General features: G+C 36.9%; 21 protein-coding genes and 4 tRNA genes. 10 read left to right on the top strand and 15 right to left on the bottom strand.

Annotation, left to right across the window (positions count from 1 at the left end; all coding sequences use genetic code 11):
• Nucleotides 1-164: 164 nt before the first annotated feature.
• The gene (locus tag SP041_RS08620; protein WP_170968534.1) at nt 165-479 is read right to left on the bottom strand and encodes a BolA/IbaG family iron-sulfur metabolism protein; all 315 of its coding nucleotides are present in this window, start codon (nt 477-479) and stop codon (nt 165-167) included.
• A gap of 239 nt (nt 480-718) precedes the next feature.
• On the opposite strand from SP041_RS08620, the gene SP041_RS08615 reads away from it, so the two are divergent.
• Nucleotides 719-1,435, top strand: a complete 717-nt coding sequence (locus SP041_RS08615) for an arginyltransferase (protein ID WP_240791440.1) — start codon at nt 719-721, stop codon at nt 1,433-1,435.
• A 108-nt stretch (nt 1,436-1,543) separates the two neighbouring features.
• A complete protein-coding gene (gene infA, locus SP041_RS08610; protein WP_007419779.1) occupies nt 1,544-1,762 on the top strand; it encodes a translation initiation factor IF-1 in 219 nt (72 codons plus the stop codon).
• 214 nt (nt 1,763-1,976) lie between these two features.
• On the opposite strand, the gene clpA is transcribed toward infA, so the two are convergent.
• From clpA to SP041_RS08595, 3 genes are all read right to left on the bottom strand, one after another.
• A complete protein-coding gene (gene clpA, locus SP041_RS08605; RefSeq protein WP_025562747.1) occupies nt 1,977-4,232 on the bottom strand; it encodes an ATP-dependent Clp protease ATP-binding subunit ClpA in 2,256 nt (751 codons plus the stop codon).
• A gap of 43 nt (nt 4,233-4,275) precedes the next feature.
• Nucleotides 4,276-4,602 carry an ATP-dependent Clp protease adapter ClpS gene (gene clpS / locus SP041_RS08600; protein ID WP_025562746.1) on the bottom strand — a complete coding sequence of 109 codons (327 nt, stop codon included), beginning with the start codon at nt 4,600-4,602 and terminating at the stop codon, nt 4,276-4,278.
• A 383-nt stretch (nt 4,603-4,985) separates the two neighbouring features.
• Complete coding sequence (locus SP041_RS08595) at nt 4,986-5,627, bottom strand: hypothetical protein (protein WP_025562745.1); 642 nt, start codon at nt 5,625-5,627, stop codon at nt 4,986-4,988.
• Nucleotides 5,628-5,857: 230 nt separating this feature from the next.
• Here SP041_RS08595 and SP041_RS08590 point away from each other — a divergent pair, with 230 nt between their 5' ends.
• Nucleotides 5,858-7,762, top strand: a complete 1,905-nt coding sequence (locus SP041_RS08590; protein WP_137297574.1) for a methyl-accepting chemotaxis protein — start codon at nt 5,858-5,860, stop codon at nt 7,760-7,762.
• Nucleotides 7,763-7,921: 159 nt separating this feature from the next.
• On the opposite strand, the gene SP041_RS08585 is transcribed toward SP041_RS08590, so the two are convergent.
• The 5 genes from SP041_RS08585 to nrdD form a co-directional block, all read right to left on the bottom strand.
• Entirely contained in the window at nt 7,922-9,421 is a 1,500-nt protein-coding gene (locus SP041_RS08585; RefSeq protein ID WP_025566158.1) for a VWA domain-containing protein, read from the bottom strand.
• A 393-nt stretch (nt 9,422-9,814) separates the two neighbouring features.
• Entirely contained in the window at nt 9,815-10,276 is a 462-nt protein-coding gene (gene nrdG, locus SP041_RS08580) for an anaerobic ribonucleoside-triphosphate reductase-activating protein (RefSeq protein ID WP_037050865.1), read from the bottom strand.
• 4 nt (nt 10,277-10,280) lie between these two features.
• Nucleotides 10,281-10,928, bottom strand: a complete 648-nt coding sequence (locus tag SP041_RS08575) for a LysE family transporter (RefSeq protein ID WP_025566159.1) — start codon at nt 10,926-10,928, stop codon at nt 10,281-10,283.
• Nucleotides 10,929-11,106: 178 nt separating this feature from the next.
• Complete coding sequence (locus SP041_RS08570) at nt 11,107-11,322, bottom strand: hypothetical protein (protein WP_025566160.1); 216 nt, start codon at nt 11,320-11,322, stop codon at nt 11,107-11,109.
• Nucleotides 11,323-11,760: 438 nt separating this feature from the next.
• Nucleotides 11,761-13,968 carry an anaerobic ribonucleoside-triphosphate reductase gene (gene nrdD, locus SP041_RS08565; RefSeq protein ID WP_025566161.1) on the bottom strand — a complete coding sequence of 736 codons (2,208 nt, stop codon included), beginning with the start codon at nt 13,966-13,968 and terminating at the stop codon, nt 11,761-11,763.
• Nucleotides 13,969-14,362: 394 nt separating this feature from the next.
• Between nrdD and rsxA the strand changes: the two genes are divergently transcribed.
• From rsxA to nth, 7 genes are read left to right on the top strand one after another with little or no spacing between them, the layout of a single operon-like run.
• Nucleotides 14,363-14,941: an electron transport complex subunit RsxA gene (gene rsxA / locus SP041_RS08560; RefSeq protein ID WP_025566162.1), complete on the top strand. Its 579-nt coding sequence runs from the start codon at nt 14,363-14,365 to the stop codon at nt 14,939-14,941.
• On the top strand, nt 14,938-15,510 hold the full coding sequence (gene rsxB / locus SP041_RS08555) for an electron transport complex subunit RsxB (RefSeq protein WP_025566163.1): 573 nt from the start codon (nt 14,938-14,940) through the stop codon (nt 15,508-15,510). Before rsxA ends, rsxB begins: the two co-directional genes overlap by 4 nt.
• A 1-nt stretch (nt 15,511) precedes the next feature.
• The gene (rsxC, locus tag SP041_RS08550; RefSeq protein ID WP_137297573.1) at nt 15,512-18,301 is read left to right on the top strand and encodes an electron transport complex subunit RsxC; all 2,790 of its coding nucleotides are present in this window, start codon (nt 15,512-15,514) and stop codon (nt 18,299-18,301) included.
• 3 nt (nt 18,302-18,304) lie between these two features.
• On the top strand, nt 18,305-19,360 hold the full coding sequence (rsxD, locus tag SP041_RS08545; protein WP_025565783.1) for an electron transport complex subunit RsxD: 1,056 nt from the start codon (nt 18,305-18,307) through the stop codon (nt 19,358-19,360).
• Nucleotides 19,357-19,995: an electron transport complex subunit RsxG gene (gene rsxG / locus SP041_RS08540; protein ID WP_240791439.1), complete on the top strand. Its 639-nt coding sequence runs from the start codon at nt 19,357-19,359 to the stop codon at nt 19,993-19,995. The genes rsxD and rsxG overlap by 4 nt, the downstream gene beginning before the upstream one ends.
• A gap of 41 nt (nt 19,996-20,036) precedes the next feature.
• The gene (locus SP041_RS08535) at nt 20,037-20,729 is read left to right on the top strand and encodes an electron transport complex subunit E (RefSeq protein ID WP_025565785.1); all 693 of its coding nucleotides are present in this window, start codon (nt 20,037-20,039) and stop codon (nt 20,727-20,729) included.
• Nucleotides 20,726-21,361: an endonuclease III gene (gene nth, locus SP041_RS08530; protein WP_025565786.1), complete on the top strand. Its 636-nt coding sequence runs from the start codon at nt 20,726-20,728 to the stop codon at nt 21,359-21,361. The genes SP041_RS08535 and nth overlap by 4 nt, the downstream gene beginning before the upstream one ends.
• A 117-nt stretch (nt 21,362-21,478) precedes the next feature.
• Here the strand turns inward: nth and SP041_RS08525 are convergent, their stop codons facing one another.
• The 6 genes from SP041_RS08525 to SP041_RS08500 form a co-directional block, all read right to left on the bottom strand.
• A complete protein-coding gene (locus SP041_RS08525; protein WP_025565788.1) occupies nt 21,479-21,979 on the bottom strand; it encodes a DUF1456 family protein in 501 nt (166 codons plus the stop codon).
• Nucleotides 21,980-22,040: 61 nt separating this feature from the next.
• Nucleotides 22,041-23,099 carry a quinolinate synthase NadA gene (nadA, locus tag SP041_RS08520; RefSeq protein ID WP_025565790.1) on the bottom strand — a complete coding sequence of 353 codons (1,059 nt, stop codon included), beginning with the start codon at nt 23,097-23,099 and terminating at the stop codon, nt 22,041-22,043.
• A gap of 106 nt (nt 23,100-23,205) precedes the next feature.
• Nucleotides 23,206-23,281 (bottom strand) — tRNA-Lys (locus SP041_RS08515).
• 106 nt (nt 23,282-23,387) lie between these two features.
• Nucleotides 23,388-23,463 (bottom strand) — tRNA-Lys (locus tag SP041_RS08510).
• 69 nt (nt 23,464-23,532) lie between these two features.
• A tRNA-Lys gene (locus SP041_RS08505) sits at nt 23,533-23,608 on the bottom strand.
• Between the two features lie 158 nt (nt 23,609-23,766).
• Nucleotides 23,767-23,834, bottom strand: a tRNA-Lys gene (locus SP041_RS08500).
• Nucleotide 23,835: the final 1 nt, after the last annotated feature.

Below are 23,835 nucleotides of genomic sequence, written 5' to 3'. Positions count from 1 at the left end.
AAAAATTCTGACAAATATTAACATTAGAGAGGGGTTAATTGCTATATCAAATGAAAAGCTAACCGAAGTAAGTTCAAATTTAGTAAAAAATAAAACAAAGCTCACAAATGCAATTAGCATTTTAAAATACTCTGCGTTACTTTGAATCTTTCCCTCTAAAAAAACTAACCTTTACCACCACCTAAACATTTTGCTGAATCAGGAGAGATCTGATTTTTTTCAGCCCATTGAGTTGGCGTATAAGTATGCATAGCTAATGCATGTACAGGACCAGCGAGTTCTTCGGCAAGCAAATCATTAATTAAACGATGACGCATAATTAAACGTAAACCTTCGAACTCATCACAAACAACGGTCACTTTAAAATGTGTTTCAGAATTTGCAGGGACAGAATGGTTATGACTTTCATTTTCTACAGTTAAAAAATCAGTTTTGAAACGTTGCTTTAGTTTATCTTGGATAGTTTGTTGAACAATCATATTGCCTCAAATTAAGATAGGAATTAATAATCAAAAATTGGTTAAACGAAGTTAAAAGCGACCAATGAATCATTAGCAGCCAAACACTGAAAGAGAATACTTAATACAGTGTTGTTAATTTATATTTACAATAACAAAGCAATGAATTTTACGATACACTCTTTTAAAGATTGTTTCCATGCGACAGCATGTAACAAAACGGTTAAATAATATCACTTTTATCAACAAAAAGGTTATTCGTGTCCAATTCATCCGAACTGAGTGTTGGCCTCACGGCAGCTTTTCCTTGTTCTTATTTAGAAGATAAAGAAGAACAGTTAATCATGTTAGTCGATCCTGACGATAATGCACAAAAAAATTACCCTGCATTAATGTCGATAGGGTTTAGACGCAGCGGCGATCAAGTGTATCGACCACATTGCCCTGACTGTAATAGTTGTGAATCATTACGAATTAAAAGTGCTCACTTTAGTTTATCTAAAAGTCAAAAACGTTTATTAAATAAAAATAAACATTTTACGACAGTAAAAAGTACAATAGCTAAAGCTAACTATTACTCGCTTTATGAGCGTTACATTAATCAAATACATAAAGATGGCGTCATGTACCCTGCTCGCTTAGAACAGTTTGAGTCGTTTATTGCCTGTAGCTGGGGCGATATTATTTTTATCGAAGTGTATGATAATGAGAAATTAATATCTGTTAGTGTCACTGATCAGTTAAAAACAGAGACATCATCAGCGTGGAGTGCTTTTTATTGCTTTTATGACCCTGATTACCAAGCTCATTCATTAGGGAAATATGCCGTTTTACAGCAGCTTCATTTAGCTAAACAAGAAAAAATAGAATTTTTATATTTAGGTTATTACATTCATAATTGTCAAAAAATGAATTACAAAAACCAATTTAATCCACATCAACGCTTTATAAACCAGCAATGGGCGGCATTTGATTAGCTTTTTAGTTTGATTAATGAGCAACAATCCTTTACCACTTCCAATTATTCTGGCATTATGCGCCGATTGAAACTAGCACTACTTACCTATACAAAGGATCCATCGCCAATGGCAAAAGAAGACAGTATTGAAATGCAAGGCACTATCTTAGATACGTTGCCTAATACAATGTTCCGTGTGGAATTAGAAAACGGTCACGTTGTTACTGCACATATCTCAGGAAAAATGCGTAAAAACTATATCCGTATTCTAACTGGCGATAAAGTGACAGTTCAGCTTACACCTTACGACTTATCAAAAGGTCGTATTGTTTTCCGTGCTCGTTAATTAGCCGGTAACAAAAAATTCGGCTTTTATTAGCCATAAAAAAACCAGCAACTAAGCTGGTTTTTTTATACCCATTTTTTAAGGGTCTTTATTAGAAATAAGACCATTTTATATAAAATCATTTGGTATAAAGTTTTAGCGCTAATCCTTTAACAATAGCACTTGAAACCCAAAACTTTAGATCTAGAATATGGCCCTTTAACAGAGCCAAATACTAACGACTCATTTCTAATTTTTTCTCATACTTAAAATCAATACCATCGCCAGCAGCATTCAACAGTACGCTAACACTACCGCCATTCTGTAAACCGCCAAATAATATTTCATTCGCTAATGGTTTTTTCAATTTTTCTTGAATCAAACGTCCCATTGGTCGAGCGCCCATTGCTTTATCGTAACCATGCTCAGCTAACCAGTCACGCGCTTTACTATCCACTTCTAATGACACTTGTTTTTTATCTAACTGCACTTGTAACTGCACAATAAACTTATCGACCACTTGGCTAATCACTTTTAAGTCCAAATGATTAAACCAAATAATATTATCAAGACGGTTTCTAAATTCAGGAGAGAATATTTTATTAATCTCATCCATCGCTTTAGCGCCCTCTTTTTGCTCTTTAAAGCCGATACTTTGTTTTACCGTTTCTTGTACACCAGCATTAGTTGTCATCACTAAAATAACATTTCTGAAGTCAACTTTACGGCCATTACTATCGGTTAATGTCGCATGATCCATCACTTGTAGCAGGATATTATAAACATCAGAATGTGCTTTTTCGATTTCATCTAACAACACAACAGAGTATGGGTGTTTAACAACAGCATCGGTTAATAAGCCAGCTTGTTCATAACCAACGTAACCAGGTGGTGCACCAATTAAACGAGAAACCGTATGTTTTTCCATGTATTCCGACATATCAAAACGTAATAACTCCACTCCTAATGCTTTAGCTAATTGTTGAGTTACTTCTGTTTTACCAACCCCCGTTGGGCCTGCAAACAAAAATGAACCAACAGGTTTTAGTTCGTCAGATAATCCTGAACGATTTAAATGTATTGCATCCGTTAACGCATCAATAGCAGAATCTTGACCAAAGACTGTCATTTTCAAACGTTGATGTAATTTAGCAAGCGCATCTTTATCGGTATTAGAAACTGATTTTTCAGGAATACGTGCAATTTTAGCAATAATGCTTTCAATTTCAGAGACACCAATGGTTTTCTTACGTTTACTAACAGGTAACAAACGCATTTGCGAACCGGCTTCATCAATTACATCAATCGCTTTATCTGGCAAGTGGCGATCATTAATGTATTTAGCACTTAATTCAGCTGCTGCCATCAATGCTTTATTGGTATAACGAATATTATGGTGTTCTTCATAACGAGAACGTAAGCCTAAAAGAATCTGGCTTGTTTCTTTTACTGAAGGTTCCAACACGTCTATTTTTTGGAAGCGTCGAGCTAATGCATGCTCTTTCTCGAAGACTTGTCCAAATTCTTTATAAGTAGTCGAACCAATGCATCGTAACTCGCCACCCGTTAATAAGGGTTTTAATAAATTAGCTGCATCTAATTGACCGCCTGTTGCCGCACCAGCACCGATGATGGTATGGATCTCATCAATAAATAAAATCGCATTTTTCTGTTCTTTTAATTTATTGAGTACCGTTTTAAAGCGTTGTTCAAATTCACCGCGATACTTTGTGCCAGCTAATAGTGCGCCCATATCTAGAGAGTAAATAATATTATCTTCAATCACATCTGGCACATTATTATTAACGATTTGATAAGCTAACCCTTCAGCAATCGCAGTTTTACCAACACCAGACTCCCCGACTAACAGAGGGTTATTTTTACGACGACGACATAAGATTTGCACGCAACGTTCAAGTTCTTTTTCTCGTCCAATGAGAGGATCAATTTTTCCTGCTATAACCTGTTCATTAAGGTTGATAGTAAACGGCATTTCATCACTTTCTTCGACTTTAGCTTCAACAGGTTCTTGCTCATGGAAAGTGATCGAGTCAGGGTGTTTTTCCATCCCATGAGAAATATAATTAACAACATCTAAACGTGACAGACTAGATTTTTTCAAAAAGTAAGCGGCTTGTGATTCTTGCTCACTAAAAATAGCCACCAGCACATTTGATGCACTGACTTCCGTTTTACCCGATGATTGAACATGGAATATAGCGCGCTGTAAAACACGTTCAAAAGCAATCGTTGGTTGAACCTCTAACTTCTCACTTTGAATATCAGAAAGGCTAGGATTAGTATCTAAAAACTCACTTAATTCGATATGTAGAGACACAATATCCACAGAGCAAGCCAATAGAATGTTCTTTATTTCATCATTCTCTAACAATGCTAATAACAGATGTTCTAATGTCATAAATTCATTGCTTTTTTCGTAGGCAATGCGGAAGGCTAAATCAAGACTATGTTCTAAAGGTTTATCTAGCATGGAGACTCCTTATGAGAGTAAAAATAAAATCACGTGGATATGGTTAACTCTCTTTTTCCATCGTACATTTTAATGGATGTTCATTTTCTTTTGCATATTGAATGACTTGCATCACTTTAGTTTCAGCTATTTCTGCACTAAATGTACCGCAAACACCGACACCTTTATAGTGCACATTTAACATGACTTCAGTGGCTGCTTCTTGATCTAGTCGAAAAAAACGTTGCAGCACATCAATAACAAAATCCATTGGAGAATAATCATCATTATGTAATAAAACATTATACATAGGTGGCGGTACTAATTTCGTTTCTTGAGATTCAATCGTTTCCGATTCATTTCCCGTTTTTGGAGAATTTTGATTACTCATTTTTTAGTTTAGTCTTCATTATTAAAGTTACTGAAATTGTTCGTATAATGTTCTTATTATGTGATTAGCATTATAAAAGCATAATGTTAGCCACATTTTTAAAAAGTAAAACTAGTCATTTAAGCATCGTAAATAACCGTTAGACTCAATCCTAGAGTAAAGCTTAACTTTACAATGTGCAATCCACTGCAACAAAAAAGCCATCAGGGTGTGAGACAATCATGAAACTGCCTAACGAATTGCTCATTAAACGTACGATAGTCTTCATCTCCCTCATTAACCTTAAGTATGACTCATAATGAACGGCTTATAATTAATGCCTTATTTATTAAGTAATTCGCTTGTTGCATTCAATCACCCTATATCGACATAATTAATTTAACTTATAAATTAAAATCAATTATCTGACCTTTTATAACGGCAGATAACATCATAGATAAGCGTTGTATTTTAATGTTAGATAGTTGCCTGTAATCAAAATAAGGGCAAACAATCACGCCTTGTTGCATATCCACAGCAAACTCTTCATCTAACCACAATAATTCAGTGGCTAACTTCCCTTCGTTAATTAATTGTTTGGCATAAGTTCTACCACAAATAATATGTAAGGTTTTAACCGCACCCGTATTTGAATGCTTTGTTTTTAAAGGATTTGGTATTGGCGTTTTTAATGCTTTCAAAATAGGAGGGCTAAAAACTAATGCTGTACCGCTATTCGCTTGCAATAAATACTGGTCGCGATATTGCTGCCAAGTCGACGCTAAAGTCGCAAATTTAAAATCATTCTTATCTAAGGCATACAATAGCTTCGCATAAACATTAAACACCTTACGCCAACCATTACCACAAGCTTGGCCGATGGCATGAAGTTCACCATGTTGAAGCGATTTCAACTGCGTTAATGACTGATATTCAGGCATAGCAGGTTGATTTGCGATATACACAGCGAATGAAAACTGACTATCGCCTAACCCGAATGCTTCATTACCATTCACCTGTTCCACATCATCAATGACCATCAACATTTACGCCCTTAATATAAAAAGTAAGACTTTAACATGTCATTTTGTTTTACCTAAAATAGTCACTAGTCATATACATCACTTAGGATAAACACTATCATCCGACTAACTCTATAGGGGTAAAAAACAAACAAATTAATATTCCTTATAAAATGTTAGCGTATCACACAGAGAGAACATAAAAATGCACATGACTTGTTACTTAAATTCAATCTCTTACATGGAGAACAACAATGTATCTTAATTTCAAAGGACGCATTGTATCTGCTGCGATAGTGTTATTAACCATCTCAATGGCAACACTGGCTTACATTTCATATCAACAACAATCTTCTCTTACGATCAATAGCGTTGATAGATACTCAATGCTTCGCGTGTCTAATAACAGCGATAAAATCTTCGAGTTTGTAGATAAGATAACAAGAGGTATTAGCACAACAGCTGATTTATTCTCTCTCAACGAAAACGAATCAAGCATCATTACCGAACTTAAATTAATTAAACGTACTTCTGAAGCATCAGCCGTGATTGTTGGTTACGAAGACGGTTTAGCTTATAACAGTAACAAAGGTAAATATGCATCAAGCTATGACCCTCGTTCACGTGGTTGGTATAAACAAGCTAAAAATAAACGCTCAACTATTATTACAGACATTTACACCGGCAGTAGTACTGGTAAATTAATGATCAGTATTTCAGCACCTTTCTACCGAGATAATCAACTAGCAGGTGTATTACTAGCAGACGTAGAACTAGACGGCCTTCAAGCAATGGTTGATGACACTGTATTTGATGGTGCAATAGCAACCCTATATGAAGGTTCAGGGTTAACATTAGCCTCAACCAACAGCAAAGATATTGCAGGTAAAACACGTCTATCGGATACACCTGAATTGTCTAAACTGAAAGATGATATTTACAGTAAAGATCAAGGCAGCTTGTCTTATACCTTAGCAGGAAAGCATAAGGTTGCGTATTTCGAAACCATTAAACTGAACGACTCCACTAACTGGCACTTACTCGTCTCATTAGATGAATCAGTTATTTATAGTAAAGTTCAAAAATCATTAATGACTGTTTTAATGACAACCGTCGTTTTAGTTTCTATTTGTTCATTCCTCATATTCTTATTACTTAGCTACACCTATAGACCCGTTCTTGCCCTAAAGAAAACAGTACAAGAATTATCAAATGGTAATGGCGACTTAACACAACGTCTTCCTGTCACTAGTCGTGATGATTTAGGACAAATATCAGAAAACATTAATACTTTCATCGCACACTTACAGAATATGATGTTAGATATTACAACCGCATCTAACCGTATTGGTTCAAGTATTACTGGGTTACAAGGTTTAACAGAAGAGAACAAAACAACGTTAAATCATCATAAATCTGAAACAGAGCAAGCCGTAACAGCCTTAGAAGAAATGAGTGCAACCTCTCATGATGTAGCAAGAAACACTACTGAAGCCGTTGAATTTACAGGTAGAACCACTACACAAGCAGAGCAATCAAAAGAAGTTGTTAGAGGCGCAACTGAAACCGTTGGCCAATTAGTCACCAGTGTCGATAATGTGTCACAAAACATTAATGAAATGGGATTACAAATATCTGAAATTGCTAAAGTACTGAGTGTTATTGGGTCAATAGCCGATCAGACGAATCTACTCGCTCTGAACGCTGCTATTGAAGCAGCAAGAGCCGGTGAACATGGTAGAGGTTTTGCCGTGGTAGCAGATGAAGTGAGAGCGCTGGCTTTTAGAACACAAGAAAGCACCACTGAAATCCAACATACCATTAACAGACTAACAGCAAGTGGCGCTAACGTAGCCAGTACAATGGAAGGCACCAAAGCAAGTTGTGAAGAAGCTTCTTCTCAAATTAACTTAGTGGTAACCGACCTAGATAACATTAGTTTATCAGTAGAAGAAATTAACGGCATCAATGTACAAATCGCGACGGCTGCAGAAGAGCAAAGCGCCGTGGCAGAAGAAATAAACAGAAACATGGCTAAAATCAGTGAAATGGTTGAATTGATTGCCACCAGCGGTGAAGATGTAAACCATGAAGCAATAAGCCTTGCTAATGCAAACGCTCAGTTAACAGATGTAGTTAAACAGTTCAAACTTAAGTAGTTAACTTGCTAACGGAAAATTAATAGAGAGAGCTTAATAGAAGTACTTAACGAAAAGCTAAATAAAAAACAGCGCAGTTTAGAGATTAATAACATAATTAACTTCTATACAGTGCTGTTATTCAAAGCTAGCTTAAAAAATAAATAACGACCTTTACCTCTAATTTATATCTAACTCTCTCTCTATCGTGTCACCATCAATATCAGCAGTGACTTTTAAAGTATCACCAGCAACCATCTGATCATTAAACTCAACATCAGAATTAAAAGTCAATTGTGTCGATATACCAGAGAAAACCCCAGCAAGATTAGAAATGTCTGCTACAGGTATATATTGACTGCCTGTATCTTCAGCTATCTCTCTCATTCTATTTTCACTATCAGAGCTAAAACCAACAGCAACGACAGTAATAGGCACATTTGCACTTAATGCTTTTTCAATTATATCTTGGTAGCCAATGCTAGAGCGATTATCTTCCCCATCAGTTAATGCAATAACCTTAGGATTACTCGTTTGATCTGAAAATTGGTCAATAGCAACGTCTAAACTGTCATAGAAAGCCGTACCGCCTGAAAAAGGGTAATAACCAGCACTGCTAATAGTATCAGTTCTCGCTTCATGTCTTGTTACATATGAACTATAGTTATAGATGTACATTTCAGAATATGGGTTATAAAGGTCAATCAAGGTATGCAATGTAGCACTTTCTTTAATAAAGCCATTTTCACTTCCTGTTGTAAAAATAACTTCATCACCATTTTCATCTTGTAAATCAAGCTTATTAGCAACCACTTCGTCCGTCATTGGAAAAACATCGCTAGAAAAAAGTAATACAGATAATTCTGAATCAGCCTCATTATTTTTTGTCATATCTATTAATTGGTGCGCAGAAGCAGCAGCAATTGTATAACGGTTTTGTCTATTGCCTTCACTGTCTAAAACTAGTGAATAATTTTCATCATAAACAGTTGTGTCCATTGAACCACTTGCATCAATAGAAAGAACCACTGATGATGCGTTGTCTTCCACATTTTGTGCGCTTGTAATAGTAAAACCGCTAACCGGAACATCATTTAATGTAAAAGTAAATTGATCAGAAGCCAAGCCAATAACCGCTTTATTAGAAACCGTATCAGTAACAATTAAATTCACTGTATTATCAGAAGATTGTTTGAGCCCGGATATTTCATAAGATGCTTGTTCTGAAATAGTTGAAGCCACTTTTAACAAGCTCCCACTTAAAAAGTTATTAATATCAGAAAATAGCACTTTAAAGCCTTCTTTTTCTGCTCTGACTTGTATTGCATCCGTGACAACATCATCAGAAACTTCAAACTCAAACGTACCACAACTATCAGTAGTTACACTCTCAGTAACAGTTCCTCCAGATGCATCTTTAAGCTCCACAACGGCATTACTTAATGGCTCATAACCTTCAGGAACATCAGGGCATTCAGCAGATTTTGTTAATAATGATTTTATTGCAGTTGAACTTCTCGTGCTTGCTTCTAAACCTTGTGGAGAAACTAAACTTCCCGTAATACTTACCAACTGACTATCACTGGTATCTTCCGTTACGTTTGTTGTATTGTCGCTATCACAAGCAACTAACAAACCTGAAAGTGTAATTGCTATTGCAACTTTTGAGTGTTTAAACATTGCTACCATTCCTTGTTAATCAAATTAAAGTATAAAATTTATTAAAAAGATATTGTAGCAAATAAAAATCAATCATAAGTATTTAATTAATTGTTTATTAATTTTAGTTTTAATGAAAATTATAAAAATAAGAAGATATAAAAACAATTGAGGTGATGATATTAAATCAACAATAAAATTAAATAATAGTTAAATAACAATAAAATAAGAAGTTTACATAGTTAATTTATAATCAACACATCGCTAATTAATGGTTATTCTATTTAATAGATTACAGCTACCTTAAGTTTAAGATATTTATTTGATGTAAGAAGTTTTTGTTAATTTTAATGTACTCTATAAAACGAAGTACTAATGATTGAATGATGTCATATCTAAATATAGATCTATTATTTAAAAATAATAGATGACTTGATTTGAGCTTCCTCGCCAAGCCAATGAAGGGTCAGCAAGATCTTTTTCAAACTTACCATCGATCAACACATCCACCAGCTCAATAATCTGTTTTTGTTTAACATTCAAATCAGCCAACAAATATCCAGTCCACATCCATATATCTTTAGCAACACATTCAGTTTTAACCCGTTTTACCAGCTTCAATACTTCGGCGACATTAGCAGGATGTAAAGGGTCACCGCCAGACAAGGTGAGCCCTTGTTTTTTAATACGTTGATCATTGAGATCTTTAATTATTTGATCCGCAAGTTGTTCAGTAAACAACTCTCCCGCATCAGGAGACCAAGTAGATTGGTTATAACAACCTTTGCAGTTATGAATACAACCAGAAACGAATAAGATACAGCGGGTACCTTCTCCGTTTAATACATCAATTGGATAATATTTTGAGTAGTTCATATGTTTACTTACTAAGCGCTGATTTAACGATAGTTAAACCAATCAGGCCTAAGATAACGCCAGTACATTTATCAATGTAATAAGCTAACTTAGAGAATTTTCGACGGACTTTATCTCTAGATAACACGTAAATCACAGAGAGATCCCATAGAAACACAACTGACGTCATCCAAATGCCCAATGCAATTTTAAAACCTAAACTAACATCATTAGTTAATACCACAGTGAATAAACTTAAGTAGAATAAAAGATTTTTAGGATTAAAAATCCCAGACATAAAGCCAGTAAAGAATTCTTTGGTAAAGGTTGTTTCTTTTCCAGTTGTCACCTCTGCAGCTGCAATATCTTGATAATCTTCTTTCTTAGCAAGCAAAGCCATTACCGCTAAATAAATCAGGAATAAACCACCCGCTATTTTAAGTGCAATCATGATCATCACAGATGTCGCTAGTAAAGATCCCACACCAATTAAACAAAGCGTAATATATAAAGCATTGGCACTGGCAATACCACCAGCAACCCCAATCGATTTTTTAGGTCCGTTATTAATCGCACTTTTAACCACCAGCACAAAATCAGGCCCAGGGCTTAATAATGCTAAGAAGTGTGCAATGGCAACGGTGATGAAGATACTAAACAGAGCCCAATCCATATTTTTTCCTTTAAGTTTTTACACATACAAATACATTTATAACTCGTTTTTCTCACTGAAGTTACTGCACCGATGTTGGCTATGCTTCACCCTACCGTATATAGACTGAAGAAACGAAATAGAAGAAAATTTAGGAACTTAATTTCCGTTTATTCAAACTAATTTAGATTAAAAAATATTAAGGTGTACCAATCATCATGACAACAAGCCCTGCTAACTTAACCAAAACAGGATCCCTCTCGACCTTCCAATGCATAATCGTAAATACAACTCCCAATGGATATATAAAAATACAAGCAATTCCCCAAGCCACACTTGTTCGAAATACTTCGACAATAAAAAAGATAATTCCAACAACAAAAATTAAAATTCCAATCTTAAAAACAATATCCAACTTCAAGCTTCCTTTTTAATATTAATTACTTTTTAACGCTAACTTTCTTGCCAAAAGAATAACTAAACGACTCTACGACCACTCCCCGTTGAGTTTTTCTGGATTAATGGATGCCATTGCTGGTTCAGCTCGCCACAGGGATGTGGCGTCTGAACGGTGCGTTAAGAAGGTAGTCATTAACTCAGATTAAAAAACGAATTGGGGCGATTTTCTTTTGCTTCTGTTTTCTTTGTTCGTACAAAGAATCTTACTTTTTCAGACTGCGAAACTACGTTTCGGTTCTTCAATCGAGACAGCCTTAAGGACGAAAATCAAAGAAAGAAATAACTTACAGCTTCGATGAGCGCAGACGAATCATTTTAAATTAAGATACTTTATAAACAATTTCTTTACAAAATAAATATAATTAAAATCAATCTAATATAAAAAACAAAAAAACTACAAATGCTTAACCCTGCGTTTCACTTCCTCTTGTTTCCCTTCATTAAACGGCCGAGCATCAGGACTCCCCAAATACCCACAAACCCTGCGGGTCACTGCTACCTTTTCAGGATCAGAATTACCACAACTCGGGCATACAAACCCCTTACTGGTACAATCAAACTCGCCTGTAAAATGACATTCATAACATTCATCAATCGGTGTATTAGTACCGTAATAAGGAACGCGCGTGTAACTGTAATCCCAAACGTTTTCTAAGGCTTTAAGGTTATGCTGCATGTTGGGATATTCGCCGTAACAAATGAAACCACCACTTGCGATTGGTGGGTAGGCCATTTCAAAGTCTAATTTATCGTAAGGATTGACTGCTTTTTCTACGTCTAAATGAAAAGAGTTGGTGTAATAACCTTTGTCTGTCACCCCGTCTAATACACCAAATTGTTTGGCATCTAAACGGCAGAAGCGATCGCATAAGTTTTCTGATGGCGTTGAATACAGACTAAAAGCATAACCTGATTGTTGTGACCATTGCTCAGTTGCTTGTTTTAAACGCGTAATGATTTGTAATGCTTTTTGTTGTTTTATTTTACTGTCAAAAATGTGTGAATCGGTGCCGTATAATGCATTGATGGTTTCATGTAATCCGATATAGCCTAATGAAATGGAAGCTCGACCGTTTTTAAAGATTTCAGCAACGCAATCATCAGCTTTTAAACGAACGCCACAAGCACCTTCCATATATAAAATAGGTGCAACACTGGCTTTAACTTCACTCAGTCTTTCAATTCGCGTGTCTAATGCTTTTTTAGCTAATGTTAAGCGAGCCTCTAACAAAGTATAAAAGCGTAATTCACTTCCCTCTGCCTCTAAAGCAATGCGCGGTAGGTTGATACTGACTACGCCAAGGTTATTACGACCATCATGGATTAACTCGTCTTCTGCATTATGGCTGTTTTGTTCGTTATCTGTTTTATTGCTACTTACTTTATCACTGTCTGTTGTGTTGTTAGTTTTTTCGACATAGCGATCTAAGAAACTACGGCAACCCATTGGTGTTTTAAAAGAACCAGTCACTTCCACTACTTTGTCGTAATTTAAAATATCTGGGTACATGCGTTTCGATGCGCATTCTAAGGCAAGTTGTTTAATATCGTAGTTTTGATCATCTTCTTTATGGTTTAAACCATCTTTAATCGCAAACACCAGTTTAGGGAAAATAGCAGTTTTACGATTTTTTCCTAACCCCGCAATACGATTTTTTAAAATAGATTGCTGAATTAAACGCGACTGCCAATCAGCCCCCAAACCAAAACCAAAAGTGACAAAAGGGGTTTGTCCGTTAGCCGTATGTAGTGTGTTAACTTCATACTCTAATGATTGAAAAGCGTTATAACATTCGACTTCTGTTTGCTCTGTTGCATAGGCATGCGCGTCAGTAATGTTCCACTGTTGTGCTGTTTTTAAATGCTTTTCAAAACTTTTAGTCACATAAGGAGCTAATATTGTATCTATGCCATTAATAGTGGTGCCACCATAAATATGGCTAGCCACTTGAGCAATGATTTGTGCCGTTACTGCCGTTGCTGTTGAGATTGATTTTGGCTGCTCAATTTCAGCATTCCCCATTTTAAACCCTTGGGTAAACATACCTTTAATATCAATTAACATGCAGTTGAACATCGGGAAAAACGGCGCGTAATCTAAATCATGATAATGAATTTCTCCTCGTTCATGCGCTTTCACTACATCACGAGATAAAATATAAGATTTAGCATAATGTTTAGCGACAATACCTGCTAATAGGTCGCGCTGTGTTGGGATCACTTTGCCGTCTTTATTAGCGTTTTCATTTAACAGTAATGCGTTACTTTGTTGGATTAAGCCTTCAATTTCGTTGTTTAAATGACTCTTACGTTCTCGCACAATATCTCTATCGTGACGATACTCTATATAAATACGTGCTAGTTCAATATGGCCATGTGTCATTAAACAAGTTTCTACTGCATCTTGAATATGGTGAATATCAACTTGTTCTTGCCCTTTTAGGCCTTCTTCAATTTCTGCTGCAATCCCAAAGGCATCAACGTCTTTACAGCGAGCGGCACCAGAGGCTTTCAAAATGGCCTCACTAATACGCAGAGCATTAAAAGGTACTTGGCTACCATCTCGCTTTATAACGACAGGCTTTACAATAACAGGCTTCATACATCACTCCAAAACAACAAAAACACAATATATAGTGAGACAGAACTATACTAGACACTACATATAGATCATTGATGTGAATCAATTTTAAAAAAATCATTTAATTAATGAACAGAAATAGATAAAATTAAGCAAGACGACATTGAATAAAAAATATTAATAAAAAAATGATGGCGACTTGGTTATTCATTTACGAGTGTCATTTTTAGTTAAATAAAATGCGTGATGAGTTAATTATTAGATGTGATTTTTCATTGACCTTGCATTCAAATGGTCAATGCATAAATAGCTAAAAAATGATCTCATTTTTCCACTGAACTTGTGCGCTTTTGTTGTTACAATACCGATCCTTTTCCAGCTTAAATCACCTACTTTAGTAGTGGAATTATTATTTATGAGCGATTATTTTTTACTCTTTTTTGGCACAGTGTTAGTCAATAACTTTGTGTTAGTGAAGTTCTTAGGTTTATGTCCGTTTATGGGCGTTTCAAATAAAATTGAAACGGCTGTTGGGATGTCACTGGCGACGACGTTTGTATTAACGTTAACAGCTGCGCTTTCGTATATCGTTAATACGTATTTATTGGTGCCATTAGGTTTACAGTACCTACAAACCTTAAGCTTCATTTTAGTCATCGCTGTGGTGGTGCAATTTACTGAAATGGTAATGCACAAAACGAGCCCTACTCTGTATCGTTTATTAGGTATTTTTTTACCACTGATCACAACCAACTGTGCCATTCTTGGTTTAGCGCTATTAAATCTGACAGAACAGCATAATTTTACACAATCAGTTATCTATGGCTTTGGTGCGGGTGTTGGTTTCTCTTTAGTATTGGTTTTATTCTCTTCGATTCGTGAACGTTTAAGTGCGGCTGACGTTCCAGTTCCTTTTAAAGGCGCTTCTATCGCGATGATCACAGCAGGGTTAATGTCGTTAGCATTCATGGGTTTCACTGGGTTAATTAAATGATCATTAGTATTATTATTGCGATATTAACTCTCGGAGTTTTAGGGCTTATTTTTGGCTCTTTATTAGGTTACTCATCGATTAAATTTAAAGTTAAAGAAGATCCAATCGTTGAAGAATTAGATGCAATGTTGCCACAAACTCAATGTGGGCAATGTGGTTACCCTGGTTGTAAACCTTATGCAAAAGCGATTGCTGATGGTGATGACATCAATAAGTGTCCTCCCGGTGGCGAAGCGGTTATGTTACAGCTTGCTGAACGTATGGGTATTGAACCTAAAAAATTAGATGGTGAAGAGAAACCAAAACTAATTGCTTTTATCCGTGAAGACGAATGTATTGGCTGTACTAAGTGTATCCAAGCTTGCCCTGTTGACGCAATTTTAGGCGCAACAAGACAAATGCATACGGTGATCACCGATGAATGTACCGGTTGTGAATTATGTGTAGCACCTTGTCCAACTGACTGTATTGATATGTTACCGATTCAAATTACCACTCAAAACTGGCAGTGGAACTTACAAACAATCCCAACAAAAACTATCTCAACTGACCGTAATGACGAGCCGTAACATGACACAGCCTAGTAATTTATTAAGTGACGAAAAATTAGAACAAATTGCAGCGGGGAAAATGTGGGATTTTCATGGCGGTGTTCACCCGGTACAAAATAAGCAGCAAAGTAATCAGACAGCAATAACGGATGCAGGTATTCCAGACGAGTTAATTATTGCGGTTGAACAAAAAGGCCACATTCCTCAGTTATTAGTTGAAGTCGGCGATAGCGTTTTAAAAGGCCAACCTTTAACCAAAGTATACGGCGCTTTGGTAGTACAGCATGCGAGTAGTTCAGGTACGGTTAAAGCGATTGAACCTCGAACAGATTGCCACCCTTCAGGTTTACCTGTGCTGTCTGTTGTTATTGAAACTGACGGTTTAGATAGGCCTTTTCCTTCTCAAGGCTTTGAGGATTACCGCAAAGAAATACCAGCAACGTTAATAGAAGCAGTACAACAAGCCGGTGTTGTAGGATTAGGTGGAGCAGGCTTTGCAACTCACTTAAAATTAGCACATAGCGAAAACCGCTTGTTGATCGTCAATGCTATTGAGTGCGAACCTTACATAACGTCTGATGATCGTTTAATACAAGAACATGCCGATGAAATCATCGAAGGCATGAAGATAATGCATCATATTTTGAAACCTAAGCTTATGTCCTTTGCTATTGAAGATAATAAGCCTGAAGCAATTGAAGCATTTAAAAAGTCACTACAGGCATTACCTGAAGCGGAAAGAGACAATATCGTTTTAAGTATTGTCGCAACTCGTTACCCTTCAGGGAGTGCGAAACAACTTATCGAAGTATTAACGGGAGAGCAAACTCCAATCGGTAAGCATTCGTCAGAGCTTGGCATTGTCATGCTTAATGTGGGAACTGTATTTGCTGTAAAAGAAGCCGTTATTAACGGTAAGTCTCTTGTCTCTCGTATTGTCACTATCACAGGTGATGCTTTTGCACGTAAAGGCAATGCCAGTGTACGCATCGGTACCCCGATACAATACTTATTAGATAAGTATTGGCTAAACGCCCTTCACCACCAAAAGTTAGTGATCGGTGGTCCAATGATGGGATTTAGCGTAACTGATACCGCCATGCCAGTGAGTAAAATATGTAACTGCATTTTAGCGCCAACGGATAAAGAACTTGCGCCTCCAGAAGAAGAGATGAATTGTATTCGTTGTAGTGAATGTGCTGAAGCCTGCCCTGTGGAGTTATTACCACAACAGTTGCTTTGGTACTCTCAAAGTGAAGACCATAAAAAGCTAGAAGAGTACGATTTATCCGCTTGTATTGAATGTGGCGCTTGTGCGTATGTTTGTCCGAGCCATATTCCTTTAGTTGAATATTATCGCGTCTCTAAAGCGCAAATCAAAACAGCTAATGAAGAGGCAGATAAAGCAGCGATTGCACGTCAACGCCATGAAGATAGAGAGTTACGTTTAGAGACTGAAAAACAACAGCGCCTGTTAAAACATAAACTGGCCGCTGAAAAACGTAAACAACAAATGAAAAGTGATAATGGTGGCGAAGATCTTGTTGCTGCTGCACTTGCGCGAGCGAAAGCTAAAAAGCAGGAAAATACAGAAACAGAAGCTAAACCAACAGGTCAAAATAGCCAAGTAGCTGCAGCTATCGCAAGAGCGAAAGCCAAAAAACTAGCGAATGCTTCTACTGAAAAGAATGAAGTTGACACCAGCGAAACAGATAAAACTTCGGAAGTTGATCCTAAAAAAGCAGCTGTCGCGGCTGCTATCGCAAGAGCGAAAGCCAAAAAGCTAGCGAATACATCTATTGAAAAGAATGAAGCTGACACCAGCGAAACAGATAAAACTTTGGAAGTTGATCCTAAAAAAGCGGCCGTCTCTGCAGCTATCGCAAGGGCGAAAGCCAAAAAGCTAGCGAATGCATCTATTGAAAAGAATGAAGCTGACACCAGCGAAATAGATAAAACTTCGGAAGTTGATCCTAAAAAAGCGGCCGTCGCGGCTGCTATCGCAAGAGCGAAAGCCAAAAAGCTAGCGAATGCATCTATTGAAAAAAATGAAGCTGACACCAGCGAAACAGATAAAACTTCGGAAGTTGATCCTAAAAAAGCGGCCGTCGCGGCTGCTATTGCAAGAGCGAAAGCCAAAAAACTAGCCAAAGCGGCTGCAGAAGATTCATCAGTTGAAAGCGTTTCTGTTGACCGCTCTTCTGTTAAACAAAATGACATTGAAAAAGATGACGTTGAAAAAGATGACGTTGAAACAACGCCTGAAGTCGATCCTAAAAAAGCGGCAATTGCTGCCGCTGTAGCACGAGCGAAAGCTAAAAAACTAGCAAAATCGACTGCTGAGAATACGCTAGTTGAAACGAATGACGTTGAAGCAACGTCTGAAGTCGATCCTAAAAAAGCAGCGATTGCTGCCGCAGTAGCACGCGCTAAAGCTAAAAAACTAGCAGCCCAGAACGTGAGTGTCGAGCAAAAAGTAACAACAGACGTTTTAGCTGAGCCAGATAATAGCGAAGTCATTAAACAACGCGAATTACGCAAAGAACAAGCGCGTTTACACAAACAAAAATTAGCAGAACAAGCTAATAGTGAATCTAATGAGAATAATGATATAAAAGCAAATGAAGATGCTCGTCATCAAGCAGTGAACGGCATGACAGAAAACGGTCAAAAAAATACGACCAAAGAAACTAAGAAAGAAATAGGTAACGCATCACATGAAAATGTACCTGTTGATGATAAAAAAGCAAAAATAGCGGCAGTTATTGCCAAAGCAAAAGCCAAAAAACTGGCACAGAAGGATCAATAACCCATGGCATTTTTTAGTTCTACATCGCCACACCAACAAACAAAACGCCGTACACCTGAAATAATGAAGATGGTTGTGTTTGCATTACTGCCTGGCATCATTGTTCATAGTTATTTATTTGGTTTAGCGATTTATGTGCAAATAGCACTCGCAGTTATTACGGCATTATTAGCGGAAGCAGCTTTTTTAGCGTTACGTAAACGTTCGATATTAAAAAGTATTAAAGATTATACGGCAGTCGTTACCGCTGTTTTATTAGCAATCTCTATCCCCTCTCTTGCGCCATGGTGGGTCATCGTCATTGGTACTTTATTTTCTATTATTATCGTTAAACACTTATACGGCGGTTTAGGGCAAAATATTTTTAACCCTGCAATGGCAGGATATGTTTTATTACTAATCTCTTTTCCTGTGCAAATGACTGCTTGGTTACCAGTACAGTCAATGCAAGCATTTTCAGTGTCTTTTAGTGACATTTTAAGTTTGATTTTTACTGGTTTTAGCATTGACGGTTATAGCGTCACACAAGTAAAAACATCAATTGATGGTTTTACTTTAGCGACGCCTTTGGAAACAATTCGTAATGCGATCCATTCTGGTGAAACGATTTCAGAAACGCTCAAGACAACACTATTTAGTTCAGATTCATTGCAAGGGAGCCAATGGGTTAATTTAGCTTTTTTAGCCGGCGGTCTTTTATTATTAAAAAAACAAATCATCCTCTGGTATATCCCTATTAGTTTTCTAGCAGGTGTGATTGTTTTCTCGTTTATTCCTTTTGCTAGCGATCCAGATCTTTATTCCTCACCGCTATACCATTTATTTTCAGGTGCAACGATGCTAGGAGCTTTCTTTATATTAACTGACCCTGTGACTGCGAGTACCACTGTAAAAGGTCGAATTTTTTATGGTTTATTATGCGCGTTATTAGTCGTGGTGATACGTAACGTTGGCGGTTACCCAGATGCAGTGGCCTTTGCCGTCTTACTTGCCAATATGTGTGTTCCATTAATTGATTATTACAGTAAACCTAAGGTTTATGGGAGAAGACGTAAATGATGATGTTCCCTGCAATTAGTCGAAATGCTTTGTTACTCGCTGGCTTTGCCATTGTTTGTACTGGTGCCATTGCGTTAATCAGTGTATTAACTCGCCCAATTATTTTAGAACAAGAGCAAATAGCATTACAAAACAATATCAATGAATTGATTAAGCCTGATCGTTACGATAATAATATTATCAATACCTGCTTTACAGTGGTAGATAGTGAATTATTAGGTGATGAAATACCAAAACAAGTATTTATTGCAACCAAATATAACAAACCGGTCGCCGCGTTAATTCAATCGAGCACCTTTAAAGGTTACTCAGGCGAGATAAAACTACTTGTTGGTATTTATACCGATGGAACAATTGCTGGTGTTCGTATTAATAGTCACACAGAAACACCTGGTTTAGGTGATAAAATACAAACCAATAAGTCTGATTGGATACTGTCTTTTGATGGAAAAAAATACCAAGAATCGACTGAAGATAAGTGGGAAGTTAAAAAAGACGGTGGAAGCTTCGATGCATTTACAGGAGCAACGATCACCCCTCGTTCAGTAGTACATGCAGTGAGAGATGCCCTTATCTATTTTGAACAAAATAAAACACAATTATTTAATACGCCTGCCAATTGTGGAGATAAATAATGCCCCAAGAAACCGGACATAACACAGCAAAAGATATGGACATGAATGAAGAAATTGCAGCTGAAGAAATTGTAACAGAACCCGTTAATGATTCCGCTGTTTATAAAGAGCTAAGCCTACAAGGTTTATGGAAAAATAACCCAGGTATCGTTCAACTCTTGGGCTTATGCCCTTTATTAGCGGTAACGAATACGCTGACCAATGCATTAGGCCTAGGGTTAGCAACGCTATTCGTTGTTATTTCTTCAAATATTCTTATCTCTTTGATTCGACATCATGTCCCTAAAGCAATTCGTATCCCTGTTTTCGTCATGATCATTGCTTCATTAGTAAGTTGTATCCAATTATTAATGAATGCTTATACGTATCAACTTTATTTATCGCTCGGCATTTTTATTCCGTTGATTGTAACCAACTGTATGATCATTGGGCGCGCAGAAGCATTTGCCTCTAAAAATAATGTGAAACATTCTGCTTTCGATGGATTAATGATGGGATTAGGTTTCACAGCAGTATTAGTATTGTTAGGTGCAAGCAGAGAGATATTAGCGCAAGGTACCTTATTTGATGGTATAGAAACGCTATTAGGTGATTGGGCTAGTTTTATGACCGTAACACTTTATAACACTGACACGAGCTTTTTACTTGCGGCATTACCGCCAGGCGCTTTCATTATCATGGGACTCATTATTGCCCTAAAAAATATCATCGACAATAAGATAACAAACAAATGAATACACTAAAACGTAGAGAGATTTTAACCCGATTGAGAGATAATAATCCTCACCCTGAAACCGAGTTAAATTTCAGTTCCCCTTTTGAATTATTAGTCGCTGTAACACTCTCTGCACAAGCAACAGATGTTAGTGTCAATAAAGCGACGGATAAATTATTCCCCGTTGCCAATACCCCAGAAGCTATTTATGCTTTGGGTGTTGATGGACTTAAAACGTATATAAAAACCATTGGTTTATATAATAGTAAAGCTGAAAACGTCAACAAAGCCTGCAAGATGTTAATCGACCTACATAATAGTGAAGTCCCTGAAAACAGAGAAGCACTGGTGGCTCTACCCGGAGTCGGTAGAAAAACAGCAAATGTAGTATTGAATACTGCTTTTGGCTGGCCAACGATTGCTGTTGATACGCATATATTTCGTGTTGCTAACCGAACTAAGTTAGCAATGGGTAAGAATGTAGATGATGTAGAGCAAAAGCTTTTAAAAGTAGTACCTGCGGAGTTTAAGGTCGATGTCCATCATTGGTTGATTCTGCATGGTCGCTATACTTGTATTGCTAGAAAACCTCGTTGCGGTTCATGCTTAATAGAAGATCTTTGTGAATTTAAAGATAAAACAGAACATTAATTTCATTCTTAATGTTAATGTTCTAACCATAACACCTCAGTTCACCTACAAATAAAAGCGAAAAAAAAACCGAGTTAATGAGCTCGGTTTCTTATTAACTATAAAAGTAGTTAATGTTTATTCAGCTTCAACAGCATCAGTACTTGGTGTTGTACCACGGAATTGCACTGTAATGCCGTCGATAAAACGACGTAATAATTGGTCACCACACGGTTTGAAGTTACGGTGATCCGCTTTTCTGAATAAAGCTGATAATTCGCCTTTAGATACCGGAAAATTAGCTAATTTTAATGCGTTAAGCATATCTTCATCTTTAAAGTTTAATGCTATACGTAACTTACGAAGAATATCATTGTTAGATAATACCGCTTTAGCAGGCAATACGGCAGGAACAGCACCTTCTTTACGTCCACGCTTTTCATAAATTAAACCGTCAAGAAATAACGACAGTACGCTATCACGACAGAACACATAACCTTCAGCTTCTTCTTTAGCCATAATGCTATGCAAGAAATCTTCATTCATTTCATTATCAACAGAAGCAAAAATAGCTAGCATCTTCGTATCGTTTAATTGCAGTGCATAACGTACACGGCGTAAAACATCATTAGTAATCATATATTCTCAATTTTTTGAGTGAAAATAAGCACTGAATAAAACAGTACTTAACATAAAACGCTTACGCGTTACCTTGTACTTTTAACTGTTGCTCTGCAGCAAAGTCTAACATTCTATCTAAAGAAACTAATGCGCCTTTAGCAACATTAGGATCCACATCAATCTCGTGCCCGGAAGCATCAACCAATGCGTTGTATATTGATTTTAAGCCATTCATAGCCATCCAAGGGCAATGAGCACAACTACGACAAGTTGCGCCGTTTCCTGCAGTAGGAGCTGCCATCATTTCCTTATCTGGACAAGCTTGTTGCATTTTGTAAAAAATACCCGTGTCTGTAGCAACAATAAGTTTTTTATTTGGTAATGTTTGCGCAGCCTTAATTAATTGACTCGTAGAACCAACCGCATCAGCTAATTGCACAACACTCTCTGGAGATTCAGGATGCACTAAAACAGCAGCATCTGGATGGACGGCTTTCATATCACGTAAAGCACTTGCTTTAAATTCGTCGTGTACAATACAGTCGCCCTGCCACATGATCATATCAGCTTTCGTTTTACGCTCAATATAACTACCTAAATGGCGATCTGGTCCCCAAATTATTTTCTTACCTTCGCTATCAAGATGCTCTACTATTTCTAATGCTATGCTTGAAGTCACAACCCAATCAGCACGCGCTTTAACTGCTGCTGACGTATTTGCATAGACAACCACGACTCTGTCAGGGTGTTGGTCACAAAAGGCTGAGAACTCATCAACAGGGCAACCAACATCAAGAGAGCAAGTCGCTTCAAGTTCAGGCATTAAAACGGTTTTATGTGGAGTTAAAATTTTTGCAGTTTCCCCCATAAAACGAACACCAGCAATAATCAGTGTTTTAGCTTCATGGTCTCGACCAAAACGAGCCATCTCTAACGAGTCAGCAACATAGCCACCTGTCTCTTCGGCTAAAGCTTGGATTTCAGGATCAGTATAATAATGAGCAACAAGTACCGCATCTTTTTCGATAAGCAGATTTTTTATTTTAGCTTTATAATCGATTTGTTCCTGAACGGATAATTGGACGGGTTTACCAGGAAAAGGGTAAGCGGATCCAACAAGCGGAGATAACTGGCTCATTCTTAACTCTTAGATATAGAAAAATGGGTGCAAATTATAGCAATTTGAATAGCAAATTGTAATGAAATATTTTAAAGGATTTACAACAAAGGATATATAGAAGAAGTGGTGGGCCGTGAAGGATTTGAACCTTCGACAAATGGATTAAAAGTCCACTGCTCTACCAACTGAGCTAACGGCCCATATCGTAAAGATATGATTTGGTTTTAATTTCTAATTCACTTTTAAATTAAAAGTGAATCAATAGCTCTACCAACTGAACTAATTCATATAACACTTAAAAAAAAGTGGTGGGCCGTGAAGGATTTGAACCTTCGACAAATGGATTAAAAGTCCACTGCTCTACCAACTGAGCTAACGGCCCATATATAAATCATATGGTTTGGTTTTAAACTCTACCAACTGAGCTAATTCATATAACACTTTAAAAAAGTGGTGGGCCGTGAAGGATTTGAACCTTCGACAAATGGATTAAAAGTCCACTGCTCTACCAACTGAGCTAACGGCCCATATATAAATCATATGGTTTGGTTTTTATTTTCAATTCACTTTTAAATTAAAAGTGCATCAATAGCTCTACCAACTGAACTAATACTCCATATATAAACTATATGGTTTGGTTTTAAACTCTACCAACTGAGCTAATTCATATAACACTTTAAAAAAGTGGTGGGCCGTGAAGGATTTGAACCTTCGACAAATGGATTAAAAGTCCACTGCTCTACCAACTGAGCTA

Origin of the sequence: Psychromonas sp. SP041 (assembly GCF_000470315.2) — a bacterium.
Taxonomy (GTDB): domain Bacteria; phylum Pseudomonadota; class Gammaproteobacteria; order Enterobacterales; family Psychromonadaceae; genus Psychromonas.
Note: the sequence above shows the minus strand (reverse complement) of the source record. Positions and strands in the feature narration are given on the sequence as shown.

Excerpts from the sequence above, each read along its gene's own strand:
- SP041_RS08620 (WP_170968534.1), bottom strand. The coding sequence starts at position 479 with ATGATTGTTCAACAAACTATCCAAGATAAACTAAAGCAACGTTTCAAA.
- infA (WP_007419779.1), top strand. The coding sequence starts at position 1,544 with ATGGCAAAAGAAGACAGTATTGAAATGCAAGGCACTATCTTAGATACG.
- clpA (WP_025562747.1), bottom strand. The coding sequence starts at position 4,232 with ATGCTAGATAAACCTTTAGAACATAGTCTTGATTTAGCCTTCCGCATT.
- clpS (WP_025562746.1), bottom strand. The coding sequence starts at position 4,602 with ATGAGTAATCAAAATTCTCCAAAAACGGGAAATGAATCGGAAACGATT.
- SP041_RS08595 (WP_025562745.1), bottom strand. The coding sequence starts at position 5,627 with ATGTTGATGGTCATTGATGATGTGGAACAGGTGAATGGTAATGAAGCA.
- SP041_RS08590 (WP_137297574.1), top strand. The coding sequence starts at position 5,858 with ATGTATCTTAATTTCAAAGGACGCATTGTATCTGCTGCGATAGTGTTA.
- SP041_RS08585 (WP_025566158.1), bottom strand. The coding sequence starts at position 9,421 with ATGTTTAAACACTCAAAAGTTGCAATAGCAATTACACTTTCAGGTTTG.
- nrdG (WP_037050865.1), bottom strand. The coding sequence starts at position 10,276 with ATGAACTACTCAAAATATTATCCAATTGATGTATTAAACGGAGAAGGT.
- SP041_RS08575 (WP_025566159.1), bottom strand. The coding sequence starts at position 10,928 with ATGGATTGGGCTCTGTTTAGTATCTTCATCACCGTTGCCATTGCACAC.
- nrdD (WP_025566161.1), bottom strand. The coding sequence starts at position 13,968 with ATGAAGCCTGTTATTGTAAAGCCTGTCGTTATAAAGCGAGATGGTAGC.
- rsxA (WP_025566162.1), top strand. The coding sequence starts at position 14,363 with ATGAGCGATTATTTTTTACTCTTTTTTGGCACAGTGTTAGTCAATAAC.
- rsxB (WP_025566163.1), top strand. The coding sequence starts at position 14,938 with ATGATCATTAGTATTATTATTGCGATATTAACTCTCGGAGTTTTAGGG.
- rsxC (WP_137297573.1), top strand. The coding sequence starts at position 15,512 with ATGACACAGCCTAGTAATTTATTAAGTGACGAAAAATTAGAACAAATT.
- rsxD (WP_025565783.1), top strand. The coding sequence starts at position 18,305 with ATGGCATTTTTTAGTTCTACATCGCCACACCAACAAACAAAACGCCGT.
- rsxG (WP_240791439.1), top strand. The coding sequence starts at position 19,357 with ATGATGATGTTCCCTGCAATTAGTCGAAATGCTTTGTTACTCGCTGGC.
- SP041_RS08535 (WP_025565785.1), top strand. The coding sequence starts at position 20,037 with ATGAATGAAGAAATTGCAGCTGAAGAAATTGTAACAGAACCCGTTAAT.
- nth (WP_025565786.1), top strand. The coding sequence starts at position 20,726 with ATGAATACACTAAAACGTAGAGAGATTTTAACCCGATTGAGAGATAAT.
- SP041_RS08525 (WP_025565788.1), bottom strand. The coding sequence starts at position 21,979 with ATGATTACTAATGATGTTTTACGCCGTGTACGTTATGCACTGCAATTA.
- nadA (WP_025565790.1), bottom strand. The coding sequence starts at position 23,099 with ATGAGCCAGTTATCTCCGCTTGTTGGATCCGCTTACCCTTTTCCTGGT.